Origin of the sequence: Desulfobacca acetoxidans DSM 11109, from assembly GCF_000195295.1 — a bacterium.
GTDB classification, from domain to species: Bacteria; Desulfobacterota; Desulfobaccia; order Desulfobaccales; family Desulfobaccaceae; genus Desulfobacca; species Desulfobacca acetoxidans.
In genome coordinates this window covers 2,326,722-2,346,509 of sequence record NC_015388.1, presented here as the reverse complement: position 1 = coordinate 2,346,509, position 19,788 = coordinate 2,326,722, and the positions used below count along the sequence as shown (strand labels likewise).

Here is a 19,788-nt window from a genome sequence, read left to right as displayed (position 1 = left end):
CCTATTCGTGCGTGATATCCCGATGATTAATAGTAAGCGGATGGCCGATACTCTGCAGATGGTTTTTCAGGGCATTGGCGATGACAACCGAACGGTGGTGTCCACCGGAGCAGCCTATGGCAACCGTTAAATGGGTTTTCCCCTCTTTCTGGTAGTTGGGAATCAGATAATCCAACATCGTAAAAAAACGACCGATAAATTCCCTGGTCTCTTCTCTGCCTAACACGTAATCCTGAACCGGCAACTCTAATCCATTTAATTCTTTTAAATCCTTAATAAAAAAGGGATTGGGGAGAAACCGCACGTCCATGACAATATCGGCTTCGGGCGGCAGCCCATATTTGAAGCCGAAAGAGATGATGTGGAGGTGGAGCCGGCGGGTTAGGGGAAATTGACTGTATTCTTCCATGATGAGTACGCGCAGATCGTGAACGGTCATAGAAGAGGTATCGATAGTGCGGGTGGCATCTTGGCGCAGATTCTGGAGTTTTCTTCTCTCCTTTTGAATAGCTGCGGCGATCGACTCATTTTCCGCCAGAGGATGGTGGCGCCGGGTCTGGCTAAACCGTTGTATGAGCACCTGGTCACTGGCTTCCAGAAAAATGATATGAAGTTGATAGCCCATTCCCCTGAGTTCCTGGAAGAGAGTGCCGTGGTGTTCGATAAATCCTTTGGTACGCACATCCATGCCGAAGGCAATTTTCATGTCTTCCTGAGTAATCTGGGCTCGCAACTGGAGAAATTTTGGGGCTAGGTGAATGGGAAGATTATCGATGCAAAAATAGCCGATATCCTCCAAAGCCCTCAAGGCAGTGCTTTTGCCTGAGCCTGAAAGACCGGTGATGATCAAAACCGGAAATAATTCCTGATTGGGAGAAAGATTTGCCATTCCGGCGGAACCCAGAGCCGGTGTCTTGACCGACGGCCTATGCGGTAGAAAATTCAGGGCGGCATCCGTACCGCCCTAAAAGGTCTTCAATCGTCAGAAGAAAAGCCAAAAACAAAACAATCAACCGGTGTGTTTCATCCGCCGGTCGCTTCGTTAGGGACGGTTAAGCTCTCTGATTCAGGGTGCTTCGCTCCGGTTAGTCTTTCCAGCAGCGATATTCAACATTTTGCGTCTTCAGCGGCTATTAATCGCAGAATCTCATCTGCATCGGCCGCTTCCATAAGATTACGGCGGAAAGATGAGTCTTTCAACATTCGGGAAATTTTCGCCAGCGCCTTGAGATGCAATCCGATTGACTCTTCCGGCGCCATAAGGAGAAAGAAGAGGTGCGTCGGTTTGCCGTCCATGGAGTCGAAATTGACGCCGGCTATACTGCGGCCGAAACAGAGGACCAGTTTTTTCAAGTCTGGCAGTTTACCGTGCGGAATGGCAATATTATCCCCGATGCCGGTACTTCCTAAATTTTCCCGTTCCATGAGTACCTTGACCACTAGGTTCCGATCAAGGGTATCGCTACCTCTGACAAGGGTGTCTGCCAGTTCTTCAATGACGCCTTTTTTATCTGTTGCCGCAAGAAAGGGCGATACCCGGCTGGTATCCAAGAGATCAATGATTTTCATGAAAAATCACTCGTCCTAACCCTGCTCCGGCTCTATGAGACCAAAGTTGCCGTCTCTACGTCGATAGAGGATATTCAGGGCGGTGCTTTGAGCATTGGTAAAGACGAGAACTTCATCATTGCCGCGCTGTAACTGCAGGACTGCTTCTTCCAAATCCATCGGTTTTGCTTCCAGCGACCGGCTTCGGATAATCTGCGGGGAGTCTGTTTCGGCTTCAGCAGCGGCGATCACATTCAGTTTGGCCCCGAGAGTCTTGAGGTTGCGCGATGCCTTGATAGTCCGTGGTTTTTCACGGAATCGCTTAAGTTGCTTTTCGATTTTTTCCAGAGCCAAGTCAATGGCCGAATACATGTCGCCGGTCTCTTCCCGTCCTTTTATTTTGAATCCATCTCCGGTAACCGTAATATCGGCCTGATGACGAAACTTTTCGATAGCCAAGACTACGGTGGCCTCCATGGGGCTGTCAATATATTTTTCCATCTTCGTCAATTTTTTGATGGCATATTCTTTCAATGCTTCAGAGGATTCAACATGACGGAAGGTAACGGAAATCTGCATTCATCTTTCTCCGATGTTTCATAATAAGGCATGATCTGGGATTATGCCTGTTTCATTGACTCCTATCAAATATGTGAATCAACAATTAATTTCTTTTTAGGAGTAATGATCCGTTTACGTTTACTGGATGATAACAACCCGAGCATTTCGCGGTATTTTGCCACGGTGCGGCGGGCAATGACAATATTCGATTGTTTCAGCAGATTCACAATATCCTGATCGCTATAAGGATTTTCAATATTTTCGGACATTACAATCTGCTTTATTTTCTCTTTTACACTCTCTGAAGCCACCTGCTCACCATGAACGCGAGCGATGCCACTATTGAAAAAGAACTTCAGTTCGAAAACCCCCTGAGGAGTATACATGTATTTATTCGTGGTAACCCGGCTAATGGTGGATTCGTGCATCTGAACATCTTCAGCCACTTGCCGCAGGGTCAGGGGTTTAAGATGAGCGATGCCGCGATCGAAAAAATCCGCCTGAAAACGGACAATGCTTTGAGCAACGCGGTAGATGGTTTTCTGCCGCTGATGGATGCTCTTAATAAACCAGATGGCTGATTTCAACCGGTTTTGAATATATGTTTTGGTTTCTTCAGAGATACTCGTATTGCCGCTCAGGGCTTCCCGGTAATAGTTATTGATGCGCAACTTGGGGAGTCCGTCCTCATTTAAGGAAATTTCATAATCATTTCCCATCTTATACACGAAGATATCCGGATTTATATAGCGCGTCTCCATGGAATCAAAACTACGTCCAGGTTTGGGCTCCAACTGCGAGATGATCTCCAATGCTTGCGCAATATCTTCGTGGGTGGTTTTTAGATCTTTGGCGATTGCAGTATAATTTCTATTTTCTAAGTTTTTCAGGTGATGTTTTATGATGGGCCGAACCAGCGGGTGGCTGATGCCCTTGACCTCAACTTGGATCAGGAGACATTCCTTCAAGTCTCGCGCTCCGACGCCCACCGGTTCAAATTCGTGAATTTTTTTGAGTACCGCCTCTATCTGGGATGCATCGGTCTGGAGCTCCGCCGCCAATTCCTCCGTTGTAGTTTGGAGGTAACCGTCTTCATCGATATTGCCGATGATCAGGGCGCCGACAAATTTTTCCTCATTGGTCAAAGGCGCCATTTGAAGCTGCCAGAGCAGATGCGTCTTTAAGGAAGTGCTGACGGCGGAAAAGTTTTCCAATGTGGGGCCGTCGCGATTTTCCCATTCCTGGCGAATAGCCGGCGGATTTTTGTCTTCTAGGTAAGCCTCCCAATCGAAATCATCGCTCACCCGGGGTTCCACGGTCAATTCCGAAGGTGCGCTATCGCCCGTATCTTTTTCAGGCATCGGTTCCTGGTTGGCGGTGGTTTCCCAGGATTCCGGTTCCTGCTCCTCATCAGCGAGGGACTCTTCCAAGACCGGGTTTGTTTCCAGCTCCTGATTAATCGCAGTCAATAATTCCAGACGGGAGAGCTGCAACAGCTTAATAGCCTGCTGCAACTGAGGAGTCATAATCAGTTGCTGAGTTAGTTTAAGAGTCTGTTTAATTTCCAGGGCCATGGGATCAATGCTTACCCGATAGAAAGCTATGGTAATTTATCTCATATACGATGGCGTTCGGTCTTCGGCTCCAAAGGCAACCCTCAACTTGAGGGTAATCAATAACCGCTCAGGATTGCGAGTTTACCTAACATGTTGTTTTAGCTGGAAGCCGGATGCTGATGCCTAAGCGCCTACTTTCAAATTATAACCGAAAAGATTCTCCTAAGTAAATTTTTTTGGCCAAATCGCTGTCTACAATTTTTTCCGGGGTTCCTTCCTCCAGGATCGAACCTTCATTCATGATATAGGCCCGGTCGCAGACCCCCAAGGTTTCCCGGACATTATGGTCGGAGATCAAGATGCCCAGGCCTTTTTCTTTGAGTTTGTGAATGATATTTTGGATGTCATTTACCGCCAAAGGATCGATGCCGGCAAAAGGCTCGTCTAACAGAACGAATCGGGGAGAGGTTGCCAGGGCCCGGGTTATTTCCACCCGGCGACGCTCACCGCCCGAAAGGGAATAGGCCTTGTTGTTTGCCAGATGAGAAATCTTTAACTCCTGGAGAAGTCCATCCAATCTGGTCTGTCGGGTCAGTGAAGCAAGCGGCAGTGTCTGCAGGATAGCCAGGATGTTTTCGGCTACAGTAAGTTTTCGGAATACCGAGGGTTCTTGCGGGAGATACTGGATCCCGAGACGCGATCGCCGAAATATGGGCAGTGGTGAGATACTCTGATCGTCGATCACAATATCCCCGGCGTCCGGTTTGATAATACCCACAATCATATAAAAAGTGGTGGTTTTGCCAGCCCCGTTCGGCCCTAACAGACCGACGATCTCGCCGCTGTGGACCACCAGGGAGACATGGTCAACTACCTTTTTGTTCCGATAACTCTTCGTGAGTTCGATGGTTTTTAAGGTGTGCATATTTCTGTTATCTAAAGGATTATCTCATGGTGCTTTGGCAGCCGGTTTACCGGGAACCTGAAATTTCGATGACGGATAGATTACGGCCTCTACCCGTTTCTCTGGGTCGCCTTCCACCACCGCCCGATTATCCTTCAGGAAAAAGACGATCTCTCGGCCTTTGAGACTGCTCTCCCCCCGCCAAAGCTGAGGATTTCCCAAAAGCACAATTTTCTCTTCCTGAGTGTAGTAAATCGCCTTTTCGCCGGTTGCCACCCGATCCTGTTGGACAATCCGAACATTCCCGAGGGCCTCGATGCGAAGAATTTTTTCGATTCCGACCGCTCCCAACGGTGAAGCCGCTCCTTTACTGTCATCCTTTTGTCCCGCTGAGGTTTTGCCTCCGGGCGTCTCGGTTTTGGCCTGATAAAAGATTTTGAGAAGATCGGTATAGAGAATAAGGTCTTTATATCGGGCTTCAACTTTGGTGAGAAAGGAAATCACCTGTTGGGAATGGTCCACCTCCAGGCGGGCTGCGGTGATATTGAGTGGTAGCTGTTCCTGGCCAGGAACATTGTCGGTCTGCGAATAGCATAATGGCGGGGCGGCAAAACTCATAAGACCCAACCCGAGCATGAGCAGCAGGAATGTTTGCGGTATAGCCCTCATGGTTTAAACTTCCATATATTTCCCGAGAATTGCATGCGGGTGACGATGTGTTCGGCGACGTCAAGCTTCTTATGCTGAAGATCAATAGATAATCCTCTGCCCTCAACATAAATGCGCGGCCCCTGGACCTTGACTTCTCCCGGTGCACTGAGAACCCGGGCTTTCGGATCGTAGCGCACCAGATCGCTAGAAAATTCATAGGACCTGCTTTCGGCTCGAACGTCTCCCTGCAGCGTCAATTCACGGGATTTGGGGTTGATAAAACCAATATTGCCGGTGATGGTAATAGTATCGTCATCTTTGCCGATGATTTCGACCGAGACTTTCCTGAGCTGGATCGTATCCTGATCCTTCAAATAATCAGCCCCCACCGCAGTTAAGATCCATCTCTTCTCCCCCTCTTGAATCTCGGTCAGGCGGACCGCTTTCATCTCCGCCTGCTTCTCGGGGGCAATAGTGGGAGGTGGTAAACTTACGCCGGGGTCTTCCCCGCTCCAGAGGGGTTGAATTAAACCCATTAGCCCTCCCAGGCACGAGGCCAGCAAACCGAGAAATATCCAGGTCTGTTTTACTCTCATTCAACCCAATATCTTTGGAACAGGTCTTCCCAGATTCCGCGAGCCTTGAGCAGGGTTTCGCAGACTTCCCGCACTGCTCCCCGTCCGCCCGGCAGGGAGGTCACCCAGTGGGCCCTTTCTTTCACTTCGTTTGCGGCATCTGCCACGGCGACGGCCAGCCCGGCCTGCCGCATCAAGGCCAGGTCGACCAGATCATCGCCGACCACCGCAGTTTCCTCAGGGGTTATGCCGAGGGTAGCCTGTAAGGAGGTTAACACCCCTACCTTATCCCGGATGCCTTGATAAACCTGGGCGATGTGCAGATTGCGGGCGCGATGCGCCACTGCTGCCGAGGTCCGACCGGTGATGAGGGCGACTTCGATGCCCGCCTGCTGCACCAGGCGGATGCCGTGGCCATCCCGGACGTGGAAACATTTGATCTCTTCGCCGGCGTCGGTATAAATAATACTGCCATCGGTCAGGACGCCATCGACGTCCAGCGCCAACAGTTTTATAAGCGCCGCTCGCCGCCAGATTTCCTGGCTCATATCTCCTGGGGCTACGTTCATCCTTCTTCCCAATGCTTCCGAAGGGCCTGGATGTCCAACAATTGGCGCCAGAGTCGGGGCACTTCATGCAGAGGCAGGCTGTTGGGGCCGTCGCATAATGCCTTATCGGGATTCGGATGGACTTCCATAAAGACGGCGTCGACCCCTACCGCTACCGCGGCGCGGGCTAGGTGCGGGATGAACTGCCGATCTCCCCCGGAACAACTTCCCTGACCGCCGGGGAGTTGAACACTGTGTGTGACATCCATCACCACCGGAAAGCCCAGACGGCGCATGAGGGGCAGGCTCCGAAAATCCACGACCAGGTTATTATATCCGAACAGCACGCCCCGTTCGGTGAGCAGGAGGGAGGTATTGCCCGCCTTGGCCGCCTTGGCCGCCGCCTGGGCCATATCCCAGGGGGCCAGGAACTGCCCTTTTTTGATATTGAGGGGTTTGCCGGTGTGGGCTGCAGCTTCGATCAGGTCGGTCTGGCGACACAAAAAAGCTGGTATCTGCAAGACATCCAGAACCTGGGCAGCGGGTATCGCCTGGGCTGTCTCATGGATGTCGGAAAGCACCGGCAGTCCGACCTCTTCTTTGACCAGCGCCAGAATCTCCAGACCCTGGTTGAGGCCGGGACCGCGAAAAGAGGTAACAGAGGTGCGATTGGCCTTGTCAAAGGAGGCCTTGAAAATGAGCGGGACCTGCAATTCGACGGCGTAGGCCTTGAGGGCGTGAGCTACTTCCAAGGTCAGGGTCTTGGATTCGATGACGCAGGGACCGGCGATAAATGCCAGCCTTCCTTCGCCCAGGGTGAAATCAGCAATAGTGACGGTGTGCATCGCGGCCGGCCGGTTAACCTCGCTTGTACTCAATGCAGGCCCGGATATAATCCTGAAACAGGGGGTGTGGCTGTAGAGGACGAGACCTGAACTCGGGATGGAATTGACACCCCAAAAACCAGGGATGATCTTCCAGTTCGATTATTTCGACGAGCTCTCCATTCGGCGAGGTACCGCTCACATGAAGGCCATGCTGGGTCAGGGCTTCGCGGAAAGAATTGTTAAATTCATACCGATGGCGGTGTCGTTCATGGAAGGTCAACGTCTGATAAGCCCGCGCGGCCAGAGAATGTTCCTTTAAAACGCAAGGATAAGCGCCCAAACGCATGGTGCCGCCCTTGTCAGTGGACCGCTCCCGACGGACAATGGCCTGGCGGCGGTAATCAAACCATTCCCGCATGAGATAAATGACCGGATAGGGGTTTTCCGAGTCGAACTCCTCGCTCTGGGCATTGGCCAGGCCGGCAACGTTGCGGGCAAACTCAATAACTGCCAGTTGCATGCCGAAACAGATGCCAAAGTAGGGGATACGCTGCAGCCGGGCATATTGGATGGCCTGAATTTTCCCTTCTACGCCGCGGTAGCCGAAACCGCCCGGCACCAAGATTCCCTGGAGCTGTTGCAGGTGGACTTCCGGCCCCTCCCGCTCCACTAATTCGGAGTCTATGTAATGCAGGTTGACTTGGGCCCGATGAGCCAGGCCGCCATGCACCAGGGCCTCGTGCAGGCTTTTGTAGGACTCCCGCAGGTTGACATATTTGCCGATAATGCCGATATCTACCGATTCGATAGGATGTTTGAGGCGATCCACCAGGTCCTGCCAGAATTCGAGGCGGGGAGACCTGGTCCAGATATTCAATATTTCGACGATCCTCTCATCCAGACCTTCTTCATGCAAAAGGAGGGGGATCTTATAAATGCTGTCCACGTCGATTGCGGTTATGACGCAGCCAGGCTCCAGGTTGCAGAAGAGGGCGATCTTCGCCTTGATATCGGCGGAGAGATTTTTTTCAGTGCGGCAGAGCAGAATATCCGGTTGGATACCGATGCTGCGCAGTTCTTTGACGCTGTGCTGGGTCGGTTTGGTCTTGACCTCGCCGGCGGTCTTGATATAGGGCACCAGGGTAAGATGGATATAACAGACGTTGTTTTTGCCCACATCACCTTTGAATTGACGGATAGCCTCGAGAAAAGGCAGACTTTCGATATCGCCCACAGTGCCGCCGATCTCGACGATAGCCACGTCCACCTGGGGGGCGATATTCAAAATGGTCTGCTTGATCTCATCGGTGATATGGGGAATGACCTGGACCGTGCCGCCCAAATAATCCCCCCGCCGCTCCTTGGAGATGACCCGGTAATAAATCTTGCCGGTGGTGTAATTATTTTCCTGACCCAGGGTGACGGTAGTAAATCGCTCATAGTGGCCCAGGTCCAGGTCGGTTTCGGCCCCGTCGTCGGTGACGTAGACCTCTCCGTGCTGAAAAGGATTCATGGTGCCGGGGTCGACGTTGATGTATGGGTCCAATTTCAGATAGGTGACCTTAAGGCCGCGGCTCTCCAGCAAGGCCCCGATAGCGGCCGCAGCCACCCCTTTGCCCAAGGAGGACAGAACGCCGCCGGTAATGAAGATGAATTTGGTTTTCATAGTGATTATCCGCAATCCAGCATCGGAGCTGGCTGATTGCTTGTTCTTTTTATATCTTTCCCCATGGCTACCTGTCAAGTTTGACGGAAAGATATGAAGCGGGAGAGGCCACCTAAACAATGCTTAGGTGAATCGCGGGATTATCGGCAGGGGATCAGTTGAGAAAGGAATAACCTGGCCGTGCACCCCTCATCGAATCCGCCATCGCTCGAACTGGACGCCAAGGGTTTTGAATTAGAAGCCGCCACGACACGCACCGCCTTGCTTACCGCTGCTTCCTTCCGGACCTGACGGGGTTCACAAGCGTCCGTTGCGTGGGGTCCAATTCCCCCGCTTGGCGTTCAGGACCCGAACAACGCTGCAATCCTTTGAGTGGGAATTCAACCCCGCTAAGCGGATCTCGGGCAACAGGGCACCGCTAGCTCCCCGTCTAGCACGACCAGGATGAATATTTTCATGCTGACAGATCTATTCTTCTGCAGAGCTGTCAACCCGTTCTTTCAATTCTTTGCCGACCTTGAAAAAAGGCAGCTTTTTATCACAAACCTCAATTACTTCCCCGGTTTTCGGATTGCGTCCCTGATAGCCCTCATAACATTTGACCTTGAAACTGCCAAAACCGCGTATCTCGATACGCTCATCTTGCACCAAGGCGTTTGTCATATTCTCGAACAGGGTATTGACTACCATTTCTGCCCTCTTTATGGTCAGGTTTTCAGCTTTTGCCAGGGCTTCAATAAGCTGCGATTTGTTCATCTGTCCTCCGCGATTCCTACCTGTAGCAGGGTATGTCTCTCAACCTGAAAAAGCCTTGCACTTAAAGGATGTTAGCTGAGAATCGGTTAACACAAGGTTATCATAAACAAAAAAGCAGCCCAGGTAAAGAAAAAATTGTACGAACTTTAGCAGCTTATCTGGAGGCGGGAAAAATGGAAGCAGGAATTTGCCTGCTAACAGAAACTTGGCTGTCTCTGGACTATTGTCCTAGTTGCTGCTGCGGACGAATAAGCCGGAGCCGGCGTCGGTGTAAACCTCCCGCCAGTCCGGCTCTTTCTGCAAGAGCGGATACACCTTGCTATTCGTCTGCAATAGAACCATATCAGGCGGGTACTCTTGCAGGAATTTTTCCCAACCGGGACGGGCATATTTAAAATCCCAATATGATTGCATCACCTTGTCGGGATAGACCGTCTCGTAACGCCCGTCCACGGCCACCAGACATTGGGGGTACAGGGTCCAGAGGAGATACTCGCCCCAATTGAATTCAGTTAAGAGTCTGCCATCTAGTTTTTTGGAACGGATAAAATCAACTGCGTTTACAGGATAACTTATACTTCCCTGGTCTTTTGCCGTGCAGCTTGGCACCTTAAGACTAAAGGGGTTCTGGGATATCATCCGTTGAGAGATCAAGAAAAAAATTGTCATAAAGAAGATTAAGAAGAGGTGCCAAACCAAGCGATGGCGTAATGCTTGTATCCGAGGACGGTTATTCAGGACGGTTAGATATGAAGACAGCGGTGCCGCCAGGTAGGCGGCGCTCAGTATGAGGAAAAATTCCTGATGGCGGATGTGTTTCAGACCCAGGCAGAAGGTTATAGCCAGGGCTAATCCGGCCGTCAGCTCGCGCCAGCGGCAGACCCAGATCAGGGAACCCACAAAGATGCAAACGGCAGCAAAATAATAGAGATATTTTGCCTGCAATCCTAATTTGTAGGCTGAAAGTATCGAAGCCCATTCGGTGATTTCCGGCCGGGGCATAGTTGCCGCCTGCATCATAAAAAGCCAATACTGCAAACCATACGGGTTTATTAAGGTTGCCAGGGCCGACAGCCCCAGGATCGTCAGATAGGGCCAGAAGGGGCGGCGCGCCAGGGCTTCGCCCGCGGCATAGATGAAGATTAATCCCAGTCCGGCCAGAAAGCCGCCGTGCAGGTTACACCAGGCCACCTGGATGGGTATGAACAGCCAAAGTCCTCTCCAGCGGCAGGTCAGCCTGGCGGTCTCCAAGAGATACAGCGTCAGGGTAAAAAAGAAATAGGTGAATACCTGGGCCCTCACCGGACTGTAACCGCCCATCAGAAATCCACTCATGACAATTAATATCAGCGCTGCGCCGTAAAAGCTGGCCCCGCGGCGGCGCGCCGTGGCGAAAATCAAGGATAAAGAGGCAAAGGCGAAAATCATTTTTAGCGATTGCAGGCCGGCGGCACCCAGGTGGGCATAGATCGGATAGAAGAGGACGCCGGTGAGCCATTCGTGGTAGACCCAGACGGTATGGGTCGGCACATAAGTAAAGATATCCTGATAAGGGAAGCTGCCCCCTTCCCAGAAGAGCCGGCCGAAGGCCAAATAACCCCAGAGGTCAACGTCGGCATTGGCATTCCGCGAGAGGATATCCAGAAAGAATACGAGCATCAGTATCATCAACGCCGTCTTGGTAAGCAAGGCTCTGTCCTGCACGAAATCCTGACGGAATGAAAACGGCCAACCTCTTGAAAAGACTTCCTCTGGGCTCTTGTTCAGGCACGATGACTTGGCTGCAGCAACTGTTTGATCGGCTTCGAAACCCTGGTTTGGCAAGACACCCCCCTTGGCAAGGTTCTGTATAAGAACTATCACTTAATCGACGAAATAGGTCTTGCCGGCCCGGTCGATATTTTCTTCGGTCAATTGCGGCGCCACCTCCCGGAAACGGGAGATGTCGATAATCTGCTCTATCAGGTCCCGGGGATGGCAGGCGTCTATGGGTCTTGCTTCCGGGTCATAGTATCTCTCCAGGAGATAATCGACGATCTGATCATCGTACTCAACCTGATAATGTTCACAGACTAACCGGAAGATGGCCCGGAACTGCTCGCGGTCGATGTGATCCAGCCTGATCTTATGGCGCAGGCGGCGCAGGAAGGCGGGGTCCACCAGGCTCTCGGGGGCCAGGTTGGTCGAAAAGATGAGCAACTGGTCGAAGGGGATGGCGAATTTGTGCCCGGTATGCAGGCAGAGAAAGTCGCGCCGGTTTTCCATCGGGATGATCCAGCGATTGAGCAACTCCTGGGGGGCAATACGCTGGCGGCCGAAATCATCTACGATGAACAGCCCGTTGTTGGCCTTTAATTGCAGCGGTGCCTCATAATACTTGAGGACGGGATTAAAGGCCAGGTCCAGCATCTCCAGGGTCATTTCCCCGCCCACCAGGACGGTCGGCCGCTGGCATTGTACCCAGCGCGGGTCGGTCTGGAAGTGGACCTCCGAGTCCTCCACCAGGGGGCGGTGGGTGACGGCGTCAAAGACCCGGATGACGTTACCTTCGACATAGAGGGCGTAGGGTACCATGATGGGATCATCCATCAGCGTGCCCAAGCGCAGGGAGACCGCCGTCTTGCCGTTGCCCGCCGGTCCATAAATGAACATCGGTTTGCCGCTGACCATGGCCGGACCTAACTGGTCAAAAAGGGTTTCCGGAATTACCAAACCGGAAAAACCCTGCTTCAGGCGGGCCAGGTTAACCCGGAAATTGCGGATGCTCTGCCCCTCTACCTGCCGCCAGTACTCGTCCAGAATCACCGGCGTCGGTCCCACGTAGCTGTCAAACTCCAGGAGTTGCGCCGTCCAGCGTTTGCCCGCTTCGGTCAGGGCGAAGCGGTAGTTCTGGCTGATGGCGGTGGCGGCGCCGTCCAGGCTTCCTGACCCCCTGATATCGACATACTTATCCCGCCGCAGATTGTCCAGAAGTTGGAGGATGATGGTAGAACTCAACTTCAGCCGGGAGGTCATATCCGGCAGGGTAAAGACCTCCTGGTAGAAGGCGTGCTTGAGCAGGAGGTTGGCCATGAAATTTTCCGGGATATGGAGGTCGGCGATGGATTTGGGGGGCCACTTTACCGGCAGAGGGGGTGGGCCGGCAACTTCATCAGACCTCGCCGGGTCGGGGGATTTCTGCCTGCTGACCGGCGGGCGCAGCAGCGATTCCTTCAATAATGATTGCGGCGGATTCTTCAAGGCCATAGGATTTTCTCTTCCATCTTTAAAAATTCACATCTTTAGGGGCGGCCCTTTGTGTCTGTCCTGCATTGCTTCACATCATAAAAATCGGCAAGAACCGGGAAAAACTTAAGAGAATAAGCCGCTTCAACTTCAAGAGAATTCGTAGGATGGGCGTTGCCTGATATTTATCAGGCCCGCTTCAGCGGCAGAGCATCCGGCAAGCATCTGCCAGAATTTAACGAGTTGTCTGGGGCACCCGAAGATTTACTGAAGTTATGCCCATTCCCACTGGAAAAGATATTAGCCGGATTCGCCCAAAATCATAGGGCTGTAGGGGCGAATCTGGTATTCGCCCAAAATCCCTGGCCTGTAGCCTGTAGGGGCGAATCTGGTATTCGCCCGGAATCCCTGGCCTGTAGCCTGTAGGGGCGAATCTGGTATTCGCCCGGAATCACAGGGTCGAATACAAGATTCGCCCCTACAGTGAAAATATTGGTTTGATGGTGAGTTGGTATTGCCGTCGAGATTAAAGTTATTTTTTTCGATGCCGAAATATTAATCAAAGGCAGAAAATGGGGAGCAGAGCTATGGAAAGGAATCCTCTATTCTGGCCGAGCTGATGGGGCGGCGATTCCGGGGCGGTGGCGCTGGAATACACTTTTCTTATTTCTGTTTATTTCTGTGGCCGCGGCGATAGCTGCCGCGAGGGGCATCCTGGGTGTAGAGGTACTGAAACTTTATGAAAATGCGGTTGATAAAATATCTTAGACGGGGATAGCCTCAAAAAGTACGAGAAATAAAAAAAGTGCTCCGCGATTTAAGGGAGATTTTAAAGTTTAATCTGATGCTGCCGATTATATCATAACGATAATGTTAATCTTAGAAGAGGGTTTCTTAGAGAGTAAATATACCTATATGGAGGTGATGCGTAGCGGGAGCGGCTGAAAGGAAGGAATAATGTTTGTGGCCATGTAAGGCGTTAAAAATTTTAAAATTTAATGACTAAAATCGTATATTCTAAGGAGAACAATCATGAAGACGTTAATCAAAAAATTTATTCGGGAAGAAGACGGCGCCAGTGCGGTGGAGTATGCTGTTCTGGTAGGCGCCATTGGAGCAGTGCTGATTGCAGGAATCTATGCATTCTATGGAAGATTGAATACTGCAATTGATAGTGCGGCAACTAAAATCGGGACTAATGGTGGGGCTAGCTGATTGAGGCTAAGGTCGGCACACATCATATGATCTATAGGAAACAATAATGGAGACAATGATCAAAAAATTTATCAGGGAAGAAGACGGTGCCAGCGCGGTGGAATATGCCGTTCTAGTTGGAGCCATTGGGGCAGTGCTGATTGCGGGAATTTATGTATTCTACGGAAAATTAAATACTTCAGTAAATTCTGCGGCAACTAAAATTGGCACTAGCGGCAAATAAAATCGATGGTGCGGCTAACGAGTAACGCTAAAGTCGGCATCGCGCTGATTGTATGATGTAGAGTTTTTTCATAACGAGTCAAGTGTGGGATTGTGAAGAATATTCCGCCGTTGCTTCTATTGGTGCTGGCTGTTGTCTTTGGCGGGTTTGCTGCCTACATAGCCAGCGGCTGGCTTAAGGCCCGGGCCCGTCCGGCGGCGAGGGACAGCGTGGCAATGATGCCGGCGGTGGCGGCGGCCAGGAACATTGCACCGGGAAGCGTTTTAATTCCTGAGCTGTTAAAGGTGGTGCAGTTGCCGAAAGAACATGTTGCCGCTGATGCCGCCACCGACCTCAAGGCCCTGGAAGGCCGGGTGACCCGCCAGCTCATCGTGGCTGGCGAGGTCATCCAGGAGCATGAGCTGGCCCCCAAAGGAGCCCCGGGCGGGATGGCCGGCATCATCGGCAACGATAAACGGGCGGTCACCATCAAGGTGGATGAAGCCTCCGGTGTGGCCGGTTTTATCGTTCCGGGCAACCGGGTGGACGTCCTGCTATCCTTGGATCGCAATGAGTTCAAGAATGATCCCGTGACGCAGATAGTCCTGCAGAACCTGCCGGTGTTGGGTACCGGCCAGGATATCGAGCAACAGAAGGCCGGCGAAAGACCGAAAGTTGTGCCTACCGTGACCCTTGAGGTGACGCCGGAGGAAGGGGAACGGTTGGCACTGGCCGCCAAGGAGGGAACTATAACCCTGGCCCTGCGCGGGTGGACGGAAAAAGCCGCCATACCTACCGCCGGGGCCAGGGTTTCGGCCCTGCTCACCCCTGAGAAAAAGGCGGCAGCGAATTTTGAGGGTCCAATTCCACCACCTGCCAAGGTAGGGGTGGAGGTGATTCGGGGAGTCGGCAGGGAGATGGTTAATTTTTGAGTCCTTTCAATATTATTCTGAGTGCCGCGCGGATATATAAGGATTGGAATGTAGGGATTGGAATGTAGGGGCGAACCTTGTGTTCGCCCCCCGCATCTGCCCTCGTATCAGGGCGAATACCAGATTCGCCCCTACGTTTGGCGTCAAATTGATGTCATCAGGGCGAATACCAGATTCGCCCCTACGTTTGGCGTCAAATTGATGTCAATCCTGTCACTATTATTCTGAGTGCCGCGCGGATATATAAGGATTGGAATGTAGGGGCGAACCCCAGGTCCGGGTACGCACCAGCCCCTGATGTTCCGGGGCGCGGATATATAAAAATTGGAATGTAAGGATTGGAATGTAGGGGCGAACCTTGTGTTCGCCCCCCGCATCTGCCCTCGTATCAGGGCGAATACCAGATTCGCCCCTACGTTTGGCGTCAAATTGATGTCATCAGGGCGAATACCAGATTCGCCCCTACGTTTGGCGTCAAGTTGCTGTCAATGCTGGGTAAATATTCCTGAAAATCTCTGCAACTCTGAGAGAAATCACCAACAAGTTGATCACTTCTAAAAATATCTTCTTCGCTTTAAAGCTTTGACTGATTCCTGCCGAATTATGTTCTTAGAAACATTCTTAGCCGAGCAGAAGCATTTACTAAGAAAATAAGTTTCGAGTTTCTAGTTCCGAGTTTCGAGCTAATAGAAAAAAATTCAACACAGGCTGGAAGCCTGTGCCACCGGCAGATGATTTTCATGGCAATTATCAAGAAAAAGGTACTATCATGGCAATACGTTTTAGCATCTATTATTTCAACGAAAAAATCGGAGGATATCTACAGAAGGTGATCAATGCCTCGCCCCAGGGGGTAGTGGTTTCGGTGGCGATCCTTGCCCCTTCCCTGACCGTTCCGGAGGATGGCGAGGCCGATGTCTGGTTTATCGAATATGACGACCGGGTGGAAGGCTTTGATCTGTGGATTGAAAAAATGCAGCAGCGGGTTAACCATCCGGCAATCTTTCTCTATCTGCAGGAGGCCAGCACTGAGGTTTTGCTTAAGGCCCTGCGCCTGGGGGTTCAGGAGTGTTTTGTCGGCCAGATCAGCGAACCGGATTTTCACAAGGCGCTGCATCGTTTCAATAAGGTTCGAAAAACCTTGCACGACGGCGAAAAAACCCAGATTATCTCGCTGTTGGGGTGTAAGGGGGGCGTGGGCGTCACCTTTCTGGCCGTCAATCTGGCCCAGAGTTTCTTGCAGGACCGCAAGGAACCTGTCCTGCTCTTTGATCTGGATATGCAGGCGGCTGATGTCAGCGCCTTGTTGGATATCCAGCCCCGCTATACCATCCTGGATGTCATTGAGAATTTCGACCGCCTCGACCCGCAGTATTTGAAGGACATCATTCACAGCCGCGACTCCGGTCTGGATGTCCTGCCGGGGCCGCAGCGGTTGGAAGACAGCGAGATAGTACAGGCCCCGCAGGTGGACAAAATCCTGCAATATCTCCGGAGCCAAAACCTCTATCGCTGGATACTGCTGGACCTCGGAGATCATCTGGATGAAATCACCCTGAAGGGCCTGGAGGCCTCGGATCTGGTATTGTTGATTACGGTGCTCACTATTCCGGCCCTCCGCCATACCCGAAAAATCTTGCAGATGTTGCATCGGCTGGAATTCGGGGAGCAGAAGCTTAAGCCGGTGGCAAACTGCTTCATCAATGGAATTGATATAGCCCCATCGGAGGCGACAAAATTTTTGGGGCAGGATTTTCTGGCCGTGCTCCGGTCCGACCCGAAGGTGGTGATTCAGAGTATTAATGAGGGGCGGCCATTGGTCGAGACCCAGCCTTCCGATCGATTAAGCCTGAAGATTAGCAGATTGGCCCGAATGCTCAACGGGGAGGAGAAAGCTGACAGCCGAAAGGCTGGCATATGGCAAGGTTTTAAACGCCTGTTGTGGTTGAGAGGTAGCGCATGAGCCTGATAGCCCGACTGCAGAAACAGCCGACGCGAAAAGCATCCGTTGGGAACGGTTTCAGGACCGAAGAGCAGAAGAAGGAAGACTTCTACAATGAACTAAAATCCCGGGTACACTACCGGTTGTTGGATCTTTTAGATCTTTCCCGCCTGGCCGGGGCTGACGATGCCCAATTATTTCAGGATATTAGACGAGGCATCGAGATCATCCTGGGTGAGGACAACATTGCCCTCAGCCTGACGGAAAAAGAACGCTTGACCAAGGACATCCGGGATGAGCTGCTAGGCTATGGCCCCCTGGAACAGCTTTTGGGCGATGCCACGGTCTCCGACGTCCTGGTGAACGGCTATGACAGCGTCTATGTGGAGCGCCGGGGCAAATTGGAAAAAACCCCGGTGCGGTTTAAGGATAATGCTCACCTCTTGAAGATTATCGAGAAAATTGCCTCGGGGGTGGGCCGCCGGGTGGATGAATCCTGCCCCATGGTGGACGCCCGCCTGCCGGACGGCTCTCGGGTCAACGCCATCATTGCGCCGCTGGCCCTGGATGGCCCAGCCCTGTCGATCCGGAAATTTTCTAAGGACCCCTATAAGGTGCACGACCTGATAGAGTTCGGCACCATCACCGAGGGTATTGCCAAGGTCCTGGAGGCCATGGTCAAGGCCAGGTTGAATATTCTGATCTCCGGCGGCACCGGCAGCGGCAAGACAACGTTTCTAAATGTGCTTTCAGCCTTCATTCCGAACGACGAGCGGATCATTACCATCGAAGACGCCGCCGAATTGCAGTTGCAGCAGGACCACGTGGTCAGATTGGAGACCAGGCCCCCCAATATGGAGGGTATGGGAGAGGTAACGCAGCGGGATCTGGTGCGCAACGCCCTGCGGATGCGGCCGGAGCGCATTATCTTGGGCGAGGTGCGGCAGGCCGAGGCCCTGGACATGCTGCAGGCCATGAACACCGGCCACGACGGTTCGCTGGCTACGATCCATGCCAACACCCCCCGTGATGCCTTAGTGCGCCTGGAAACCATGGTAGCCATGGCCGGCCTCAATATTCCCGACAAGGCCCTGCGACATCAGATCGCTTCGGCTATCCACGTCGTAATCCAGGTAGCCCGGTTGAAAGACGGCAGCCGCAAGATGTTGTATCTGAATGAAATTGTCGGGATGGAAGGGGAAGTGATTGTCATGCAGGAAATTTTCCGTTATGAGATGTTGGGGTTAACGGAAGAGGGGAAGGTGAGGGGACGCTTCCGGGCCACCGGCATCCGGCCGAAATTTATGACGCAGTTGGAGGCGCTGGGGGTCGATCTGCCCAGCAACGTTTTTCGGGAAAAGAATTAAGCCCTGTAGGGGCGAACCTTGTGTTCGCCCTCACAGCGCCGGTATGAACCTTGTGTTCGCCCTCACAGCGCCGGTATGAACCTTGTGTTCGCCCTCACAGCGCCGGTATGAACCTTGTGTTCGCCCTCCCGGGAAGGGACGAATACAAGATTCGCCCCTACAAACAAAATCTCGTTGATGGCAATCTAAACGCAGGAAATATATTTTCCGGTTCCCAGTTTAGAGCTCGGGAACGAGATAGATGAATTCAGCAATATTATAAGAACAGAATTATGGCCGGCTTCCTGGAAACCATTGTTAACTGGCTGCAACCGGCGGAATCGGGTTTTCCCAACCTCTTTCCGGTTGCCATCTTCTTGTGCATCCTTTTTCTCATGGAAGGATTGTATCACTCCTTTGCCGGCAGGCGCAGTCAGAGTGAGAAGCATATTCAGCAACGGCTGAAATTTATTGAAGGGTTGGAAAGAAATTCCTCCGCCGAATCGCTGATCAAAGAGGGAATGTTGGCGCCGGAATCTCGTTGGAAACGTCTGGTCGCCAAAGTGGGCCGGTTTTTCAACCTGGATGAATTGTTATTGCAGGCGGATATCTCCTGGAAGGCGAGCACGGTTTTAGGGTCCAGTATTTTGGCCGGACTCGGGGCGGGTGCATATGGGTTTTTGCAATCCGGACCTTTAGGGGGTCTGGGAGGTCTTTTCCTCGTCGGCTATCTGCTGCCTAATGTTTTCTTGCACATGAAGAAAAAATACCGGCTGAAGAAATTTGAAAAACAACTGCCCGAGGCCTTGGGCCTTATGGCTCGCAGTCTGAAAGCCGGCCATTCCTTTCCCAGCACTATGCAACTGGTGGCGGATGAGATGCCCAATCCCATCGGCATAGAATTTTTCAAGACGTTTAAGGAATTTAATTATGGACTGGACATGAGCAGCGCCCTCGCCAACCTCCAGAAACGCATTGATCTGCAAGACCTGAAATTTTTTGTCACAGCAATCAATATTCAGCGGGAGACCGGGGGAAATTTGGTAGAGATTTTGGAGAAAATTGCTTCTTTGATTCGCGATCGCTTTAAACTAGTTAATCATATTAAAGCAATAACCTCTGAGGGTCGCTTTTCGGGTTTAATTCTCACCTGTCTGCCACCAGGTATGGCCATAATTCTCTACTTCCTCAATAAAAAGTATATGTTGCTTTTAATAACCCATCCCTGGGGAAAGATGATGGTGGGAGTGGCATTAACGATGCAACTTTTGGGATACCTGATGATTCATAAAATCGTAAATATCAAAGTTTAAGGCATACATTTAATAGGGGTT

General features: G+C 51.8%; 19 protein-coding genes and 1 other RNA gene. 6 read left to right on the top strand and 14 right to left on the bottom strand.

The features are described from left to right. Position 1 precedes the first annotated feature (1 nt). The 14 genes from rapZ to DESAC_RS10390 all read right to left on the bottom strand — a co-directional run bounded on the left by rapZ (position 2) and on the right by DESAC_RS10390 (position 12,838). A complete protein-coding gene (rapZ, locus tag DESAC_RS10450; RefSeq protein ID WP_013707039.1) occupies positions 2–889 on the bottom strand; it encodes an RNase adapter RapZ in 888 nt (295 codons plus the stop codon). A 218-nt stretch (positions 890–1,107) separates the two neighbouring features. Next, positions 1,108–1,569, bottom strand: a complete 462-nt coding sequence (locus tag DESAC_RS10445; protein ID WP_013707038.1) for a PTS sugar transporter subunit IIA — start codon at positions 1,567–1,569, stop codon at positions 1,108–1,110. A 15-nt stretch (positions 1,570–1,584) separates the two neighbouring features. Further along, a complete protein-coding gene (gene hpf / locus DESAC_RS10440; RefSeq protein WP_013707037.1) occupies positions 1,585–2,127 on the bottom strand; it encodes a ribosome hibernation-promoting factor, HPF/YfiA family in 543 nt (180 codons plus the stop codon). A gap of 65 nt (positions 2,128–2,192) precedes the next feature. After that, positions 2,193–3,683, bottom strand: a complete 1,491-nt coding sequence (gene rpoN, locus DESAC_RS10435) for an RNA polymerase factor sigma-54 (RefSeq protein ID WP_013707036.1) — start codon at positions 3,681–3,683, stop codon at positions 2,193–2,195. Positions 3,684–3,867: 184 nt separating this feature from the next. After that, positions 3,868–4,590, bottom strand: coding sequence for an LPS export ABC transporter ATP-binding protein (lptB, locus tag DESAC_RS10430; RefSeq protein WP_013707035.1), 723 nt, complete (start codon positions 4,588–4,590; stop codon positions 3,868–3,870). A 24-nt stretch (positions 4,591–4,614) separates the two neighbouring features. After that, on the bottom strand, positions 4,615–5,238 hold the full coding sequence (locus DESAC_RS15325; protein WP_013707034.1) for an LptA/OstA family protein: 624 nt from the start codon (positions 5,236–5,238) through the stop codon (positions 4,615–4,617). Then, on the bottom strand, positions 5,235–5,756 hold the full coding sequence (lptC, locus tag DESAC_RS10420; RefSeq protein ID WP_013707033.1) for an LPS export ABC transporter periplasmic protein LptC: 522 nt from the start codon (positions 5,754–5,756) through the stop codon (positions 5,235–5,237). Before lptC ends, DESAC_RS15325 begins: the two co-directional genes overlap by 4 nt. Before the next feature lie 56 nt (positions 5,757–5,812). Beyond that, entirely contained in the window at positions 5,813–6,364 is a 552-nt protein-coding gene (locus tag DESAC_RS10415) for a KdsC family phosphatase (protein ID WP_013707032.1), read from the bottom strand. After that, positions 6,361–7,188, bottom strand: a complete 828-nt coding sequence (gene kdsA / locus DESAC_RS10410; RefSeq protein ID WP_013707031.1) for a 3-deoxy-8-phosphooctulonate synthase — start codon at positions 7,186–7,188, stop codon at positions 6,361–6,363. The genes DESAC_RS10415 and kdsA overlap by 4 nt, the downstream gene beginning before the upstream one ends. A gap of 13 nt (positions 7,189–7,201) precedes the next feature. Continuing rightward, positions 7,202–8,836, bottom strand: a complete 1,635-nt coding sequence (gene pyrG, locus DESAC_RS10405) for a CTP synthase (RefSeq protein WP_013707030.1) — start codon at positions 8,834–8,836, stop codon at positions 7,202–7,204. A 178-nt stretch (positions 8,837–9,014) separates the two neighbouring features. Then, positions 9,015–9,275: signal recognition particle sRNA large type (ffs, locus tag DESAC_RS15845), an RNA gene on the bottom strand. A gap of 29 nt (positions 9,276–9,304) precedes the next feature. Next, on the bottom strand, positions 9,305–9,592 hold the full coding sequence (locus DESAC_RS10400) for an HU family DNA-binding protein (protein ID WP_013707029.1): 288 nt from the start codon (positions 9,590–9,592) through the stop codon (positions 9,305–9,307). A gap of 228 nt (positions 9,593–9,820) precedes the next feature. Next, entirely contained in the window at positions 9,821–11,416 is a 1,596-nt protein-coding gene (locus DESAC_RS10395; protein WP_148231228.1) for a hypothetical protein, read from the bottom strand. A 39-nt stretch (positions 11,417–11,455) separates the two neighbouring features. Beyond that, entirely contained in the window at positions 11,456–12,838 is a 1,383-nt protein-coding gene (locus tag DESAC_RS10390) for a DUF8689 domain-containing protein (RefSeq protein WP_013707027.1), read from the bottom strand. Positions 12,839–13,849: 1,011 nt separating this feature from the next. Between DESAC_RS10390 and DESAC_RS10380 the strand changes: the two genes are divergently transcribed. The 6 genes from DESAC_RS10380 to DESAC_RS10360 all read left to right on the top strand — a co-directional run bounded on the left by DESAC_RS10380 (position 13,850) and on the right by DESAC_RS10360 (position 19,767). Next, entirely contained in the window at positions 13,850–14,032 is a 183-nt protein-coding gene (locus DESAC_RS10380; protein ID WP_013707026.1) for a Flp family type IVb pilin, read from the top strand. 46 nt (positions 14,033–14,078) lie between these two features. Further along, positions 14,079–14,255, top strand: coding sequence for a Flp family type IVb pilin (locus DESAC_RS15840; protein WP_013707025.1), 177 nt, complete (start codon positions 14,079–14,081; stop codon positions 14,253–14,255). A gap of 92 nt (positions 14,256–14,347) precedes the next feature. After that, positions 14,348–15,166, top strand: a complete 819-nt coding sequence (gene cpaB / locus DESAC_RS10375; RefSeq protein ID WP_013707024.1) for a Flp pilus assembly protein CpaB — start codon at positions 14,348–14,350, stop codon at positions 15,164–15,166. A 718-nt stretch (positions 15,167–15,884) separates the two neighbouring features. Next, the gene (locus tag DESAC_RS10370) at positions 15,885–17,129 is read left to right on the top strand and encodes an AAA family ATPase (RefSeq protein ID WP_041283924.1); all 1,245 of its coding nucleotides are present in this window, start codon (positions 15,885–15,887) and stop codon (positions 17,127–17,129) included. After that, positions 17,126–18,475, top strand: a complete 1,350-nt coding sequence (locus DESAC_RS10365; RefSeq protein ID WP_013707022.1) for a TadA family conjugal transfer-associated ATPase — start codon at positions 17,126–17,128, stop codon at positions 18,473–18,475. The genes DESAC_RS10370 and DESAC_RS10365 overlap by 4 nt, the downstream gene beginning before the upstream one ends. A 272-nt stretch (positions 18,476–18,747) precedes the next feature. Continuing rightward, the gene (locus DESAC_RS10360; protein ID WP_013707021.1) at positions 18,748–19,767 is read left to right on the top strand and encodes a type II secretion system F family protein; all 1,020 of its coding nucleotides are present in this window, start codon (positions 18,748–18,750) and stop codon (positions 19,765–19,767) included. The last annotated feature ends 21 nt before the right edge of the window (positions 19,768–19,788 follow it).

Coding starts and splice junctions, on each gene's coding strand:
- rapZ (WP_013707039.1), bottom strand. CDS start 889: ATGGCAAATCTTTCTCCCAATCAGGAATTATTTCCGGTTTTGATCATC.
- DESAC_RS10445 (WP_013707038.1), bottom strand. CDS start 1,569: ATGAAAATCATTGATCTCTTGGATACCAGCCGGGTATCGCCCTTTCTT.
- hpf (WP_013707037.1), bottom strand. CDS start 2,127: ATGCAGATTTCCGTTACCTTCCGTCATGTTGAATCCTCTGAAGCATTG.
- rpoN (WP_013707036.1), bottom strand. CDS start 3,683: ATGGCCCTGGAAATTAAACAGACTCTTAAACTAACTCAGCAACTGATT.
- lptB (WP_013707035.1), bottom strand. CDS start 4,590: ATGCACACCTTAAAAACCATCGAACTCACGAAGAGTTATCGGAACAAA.
- DESAC_RS15325 (WP_013707034.1), bottom strand. CDS start 5,238: ATGAGGGCTATACCGCAAACATTCCTGCTGCTCATGCTCGGGTTGGGT.
- lptC (WP_013707033.1), bottom strand. CDS start 5,756: ATGGGTTTAATTCAACCCCTCTGGAGCGGGGAAGACCCCGGCGTAAGT.
- DESAC_RS10415 (WP_013707032.1), bottom strand. CDS start 6,364: ATGAACGTAGCCCCAGGAGATATGAGCCAGGAAATCTGGCGGCGAGCG.
- kdsA (WP_013707031.1), bottom strand. CDS start 7,188: ATGCACACCGTCACTATTGCTGATTTCACCCTGGGCGAAGGAAGGCTG.
- pyrG (WP_013707030.1), bottom strand. CDS start 8,836: ATGAAAACCAAATTCATCTTCATTACCGGCGGCGTTCTGTCCTCCTTG.
- DESAC_RS10400 (WP_013707029.1), bottom strand. CDS start 9,592: ATGAACAAATCGCAGCTTATTGAAGCCCTGGCAAAAGCTGAAAACCTG.
- DESAC_RS10390 (WP_013707027.1), bottom strand. CDS start 12,838: ATGGCCTTGAAGAATCCGCCGCAATCATTATTGAAGGAATCGCTGCTG.
- DESAC_RS10380 (WP_013707026.1), top strand. CDS start 13,850: ATGAAGACGTTAATCAAAAAATTTATTCGGGAAGAAGACGGCGCCAGT.
- DESAC_RS15840 (WP_013707025.1), top strand. CDS start 14,079: ATGGAGACAATGATCAAAAAATTTATCAGGGAAGAAGACGGTGCCAGC.
- DESAC_RS10365 (WP_013707022.1), top strand. CDS start 17,126: ATGAGCCTGATAGCCCGACTGCAGAAACAGCCGACGCGAAAAGCATCC.
- DESAC_RS10360 (WP_013707021.1), top strand. CDS start 18,748: ATGGCCGGCTTCCTGGAAACCATTGTTAACTGGCTGCAACCGGCGGAA.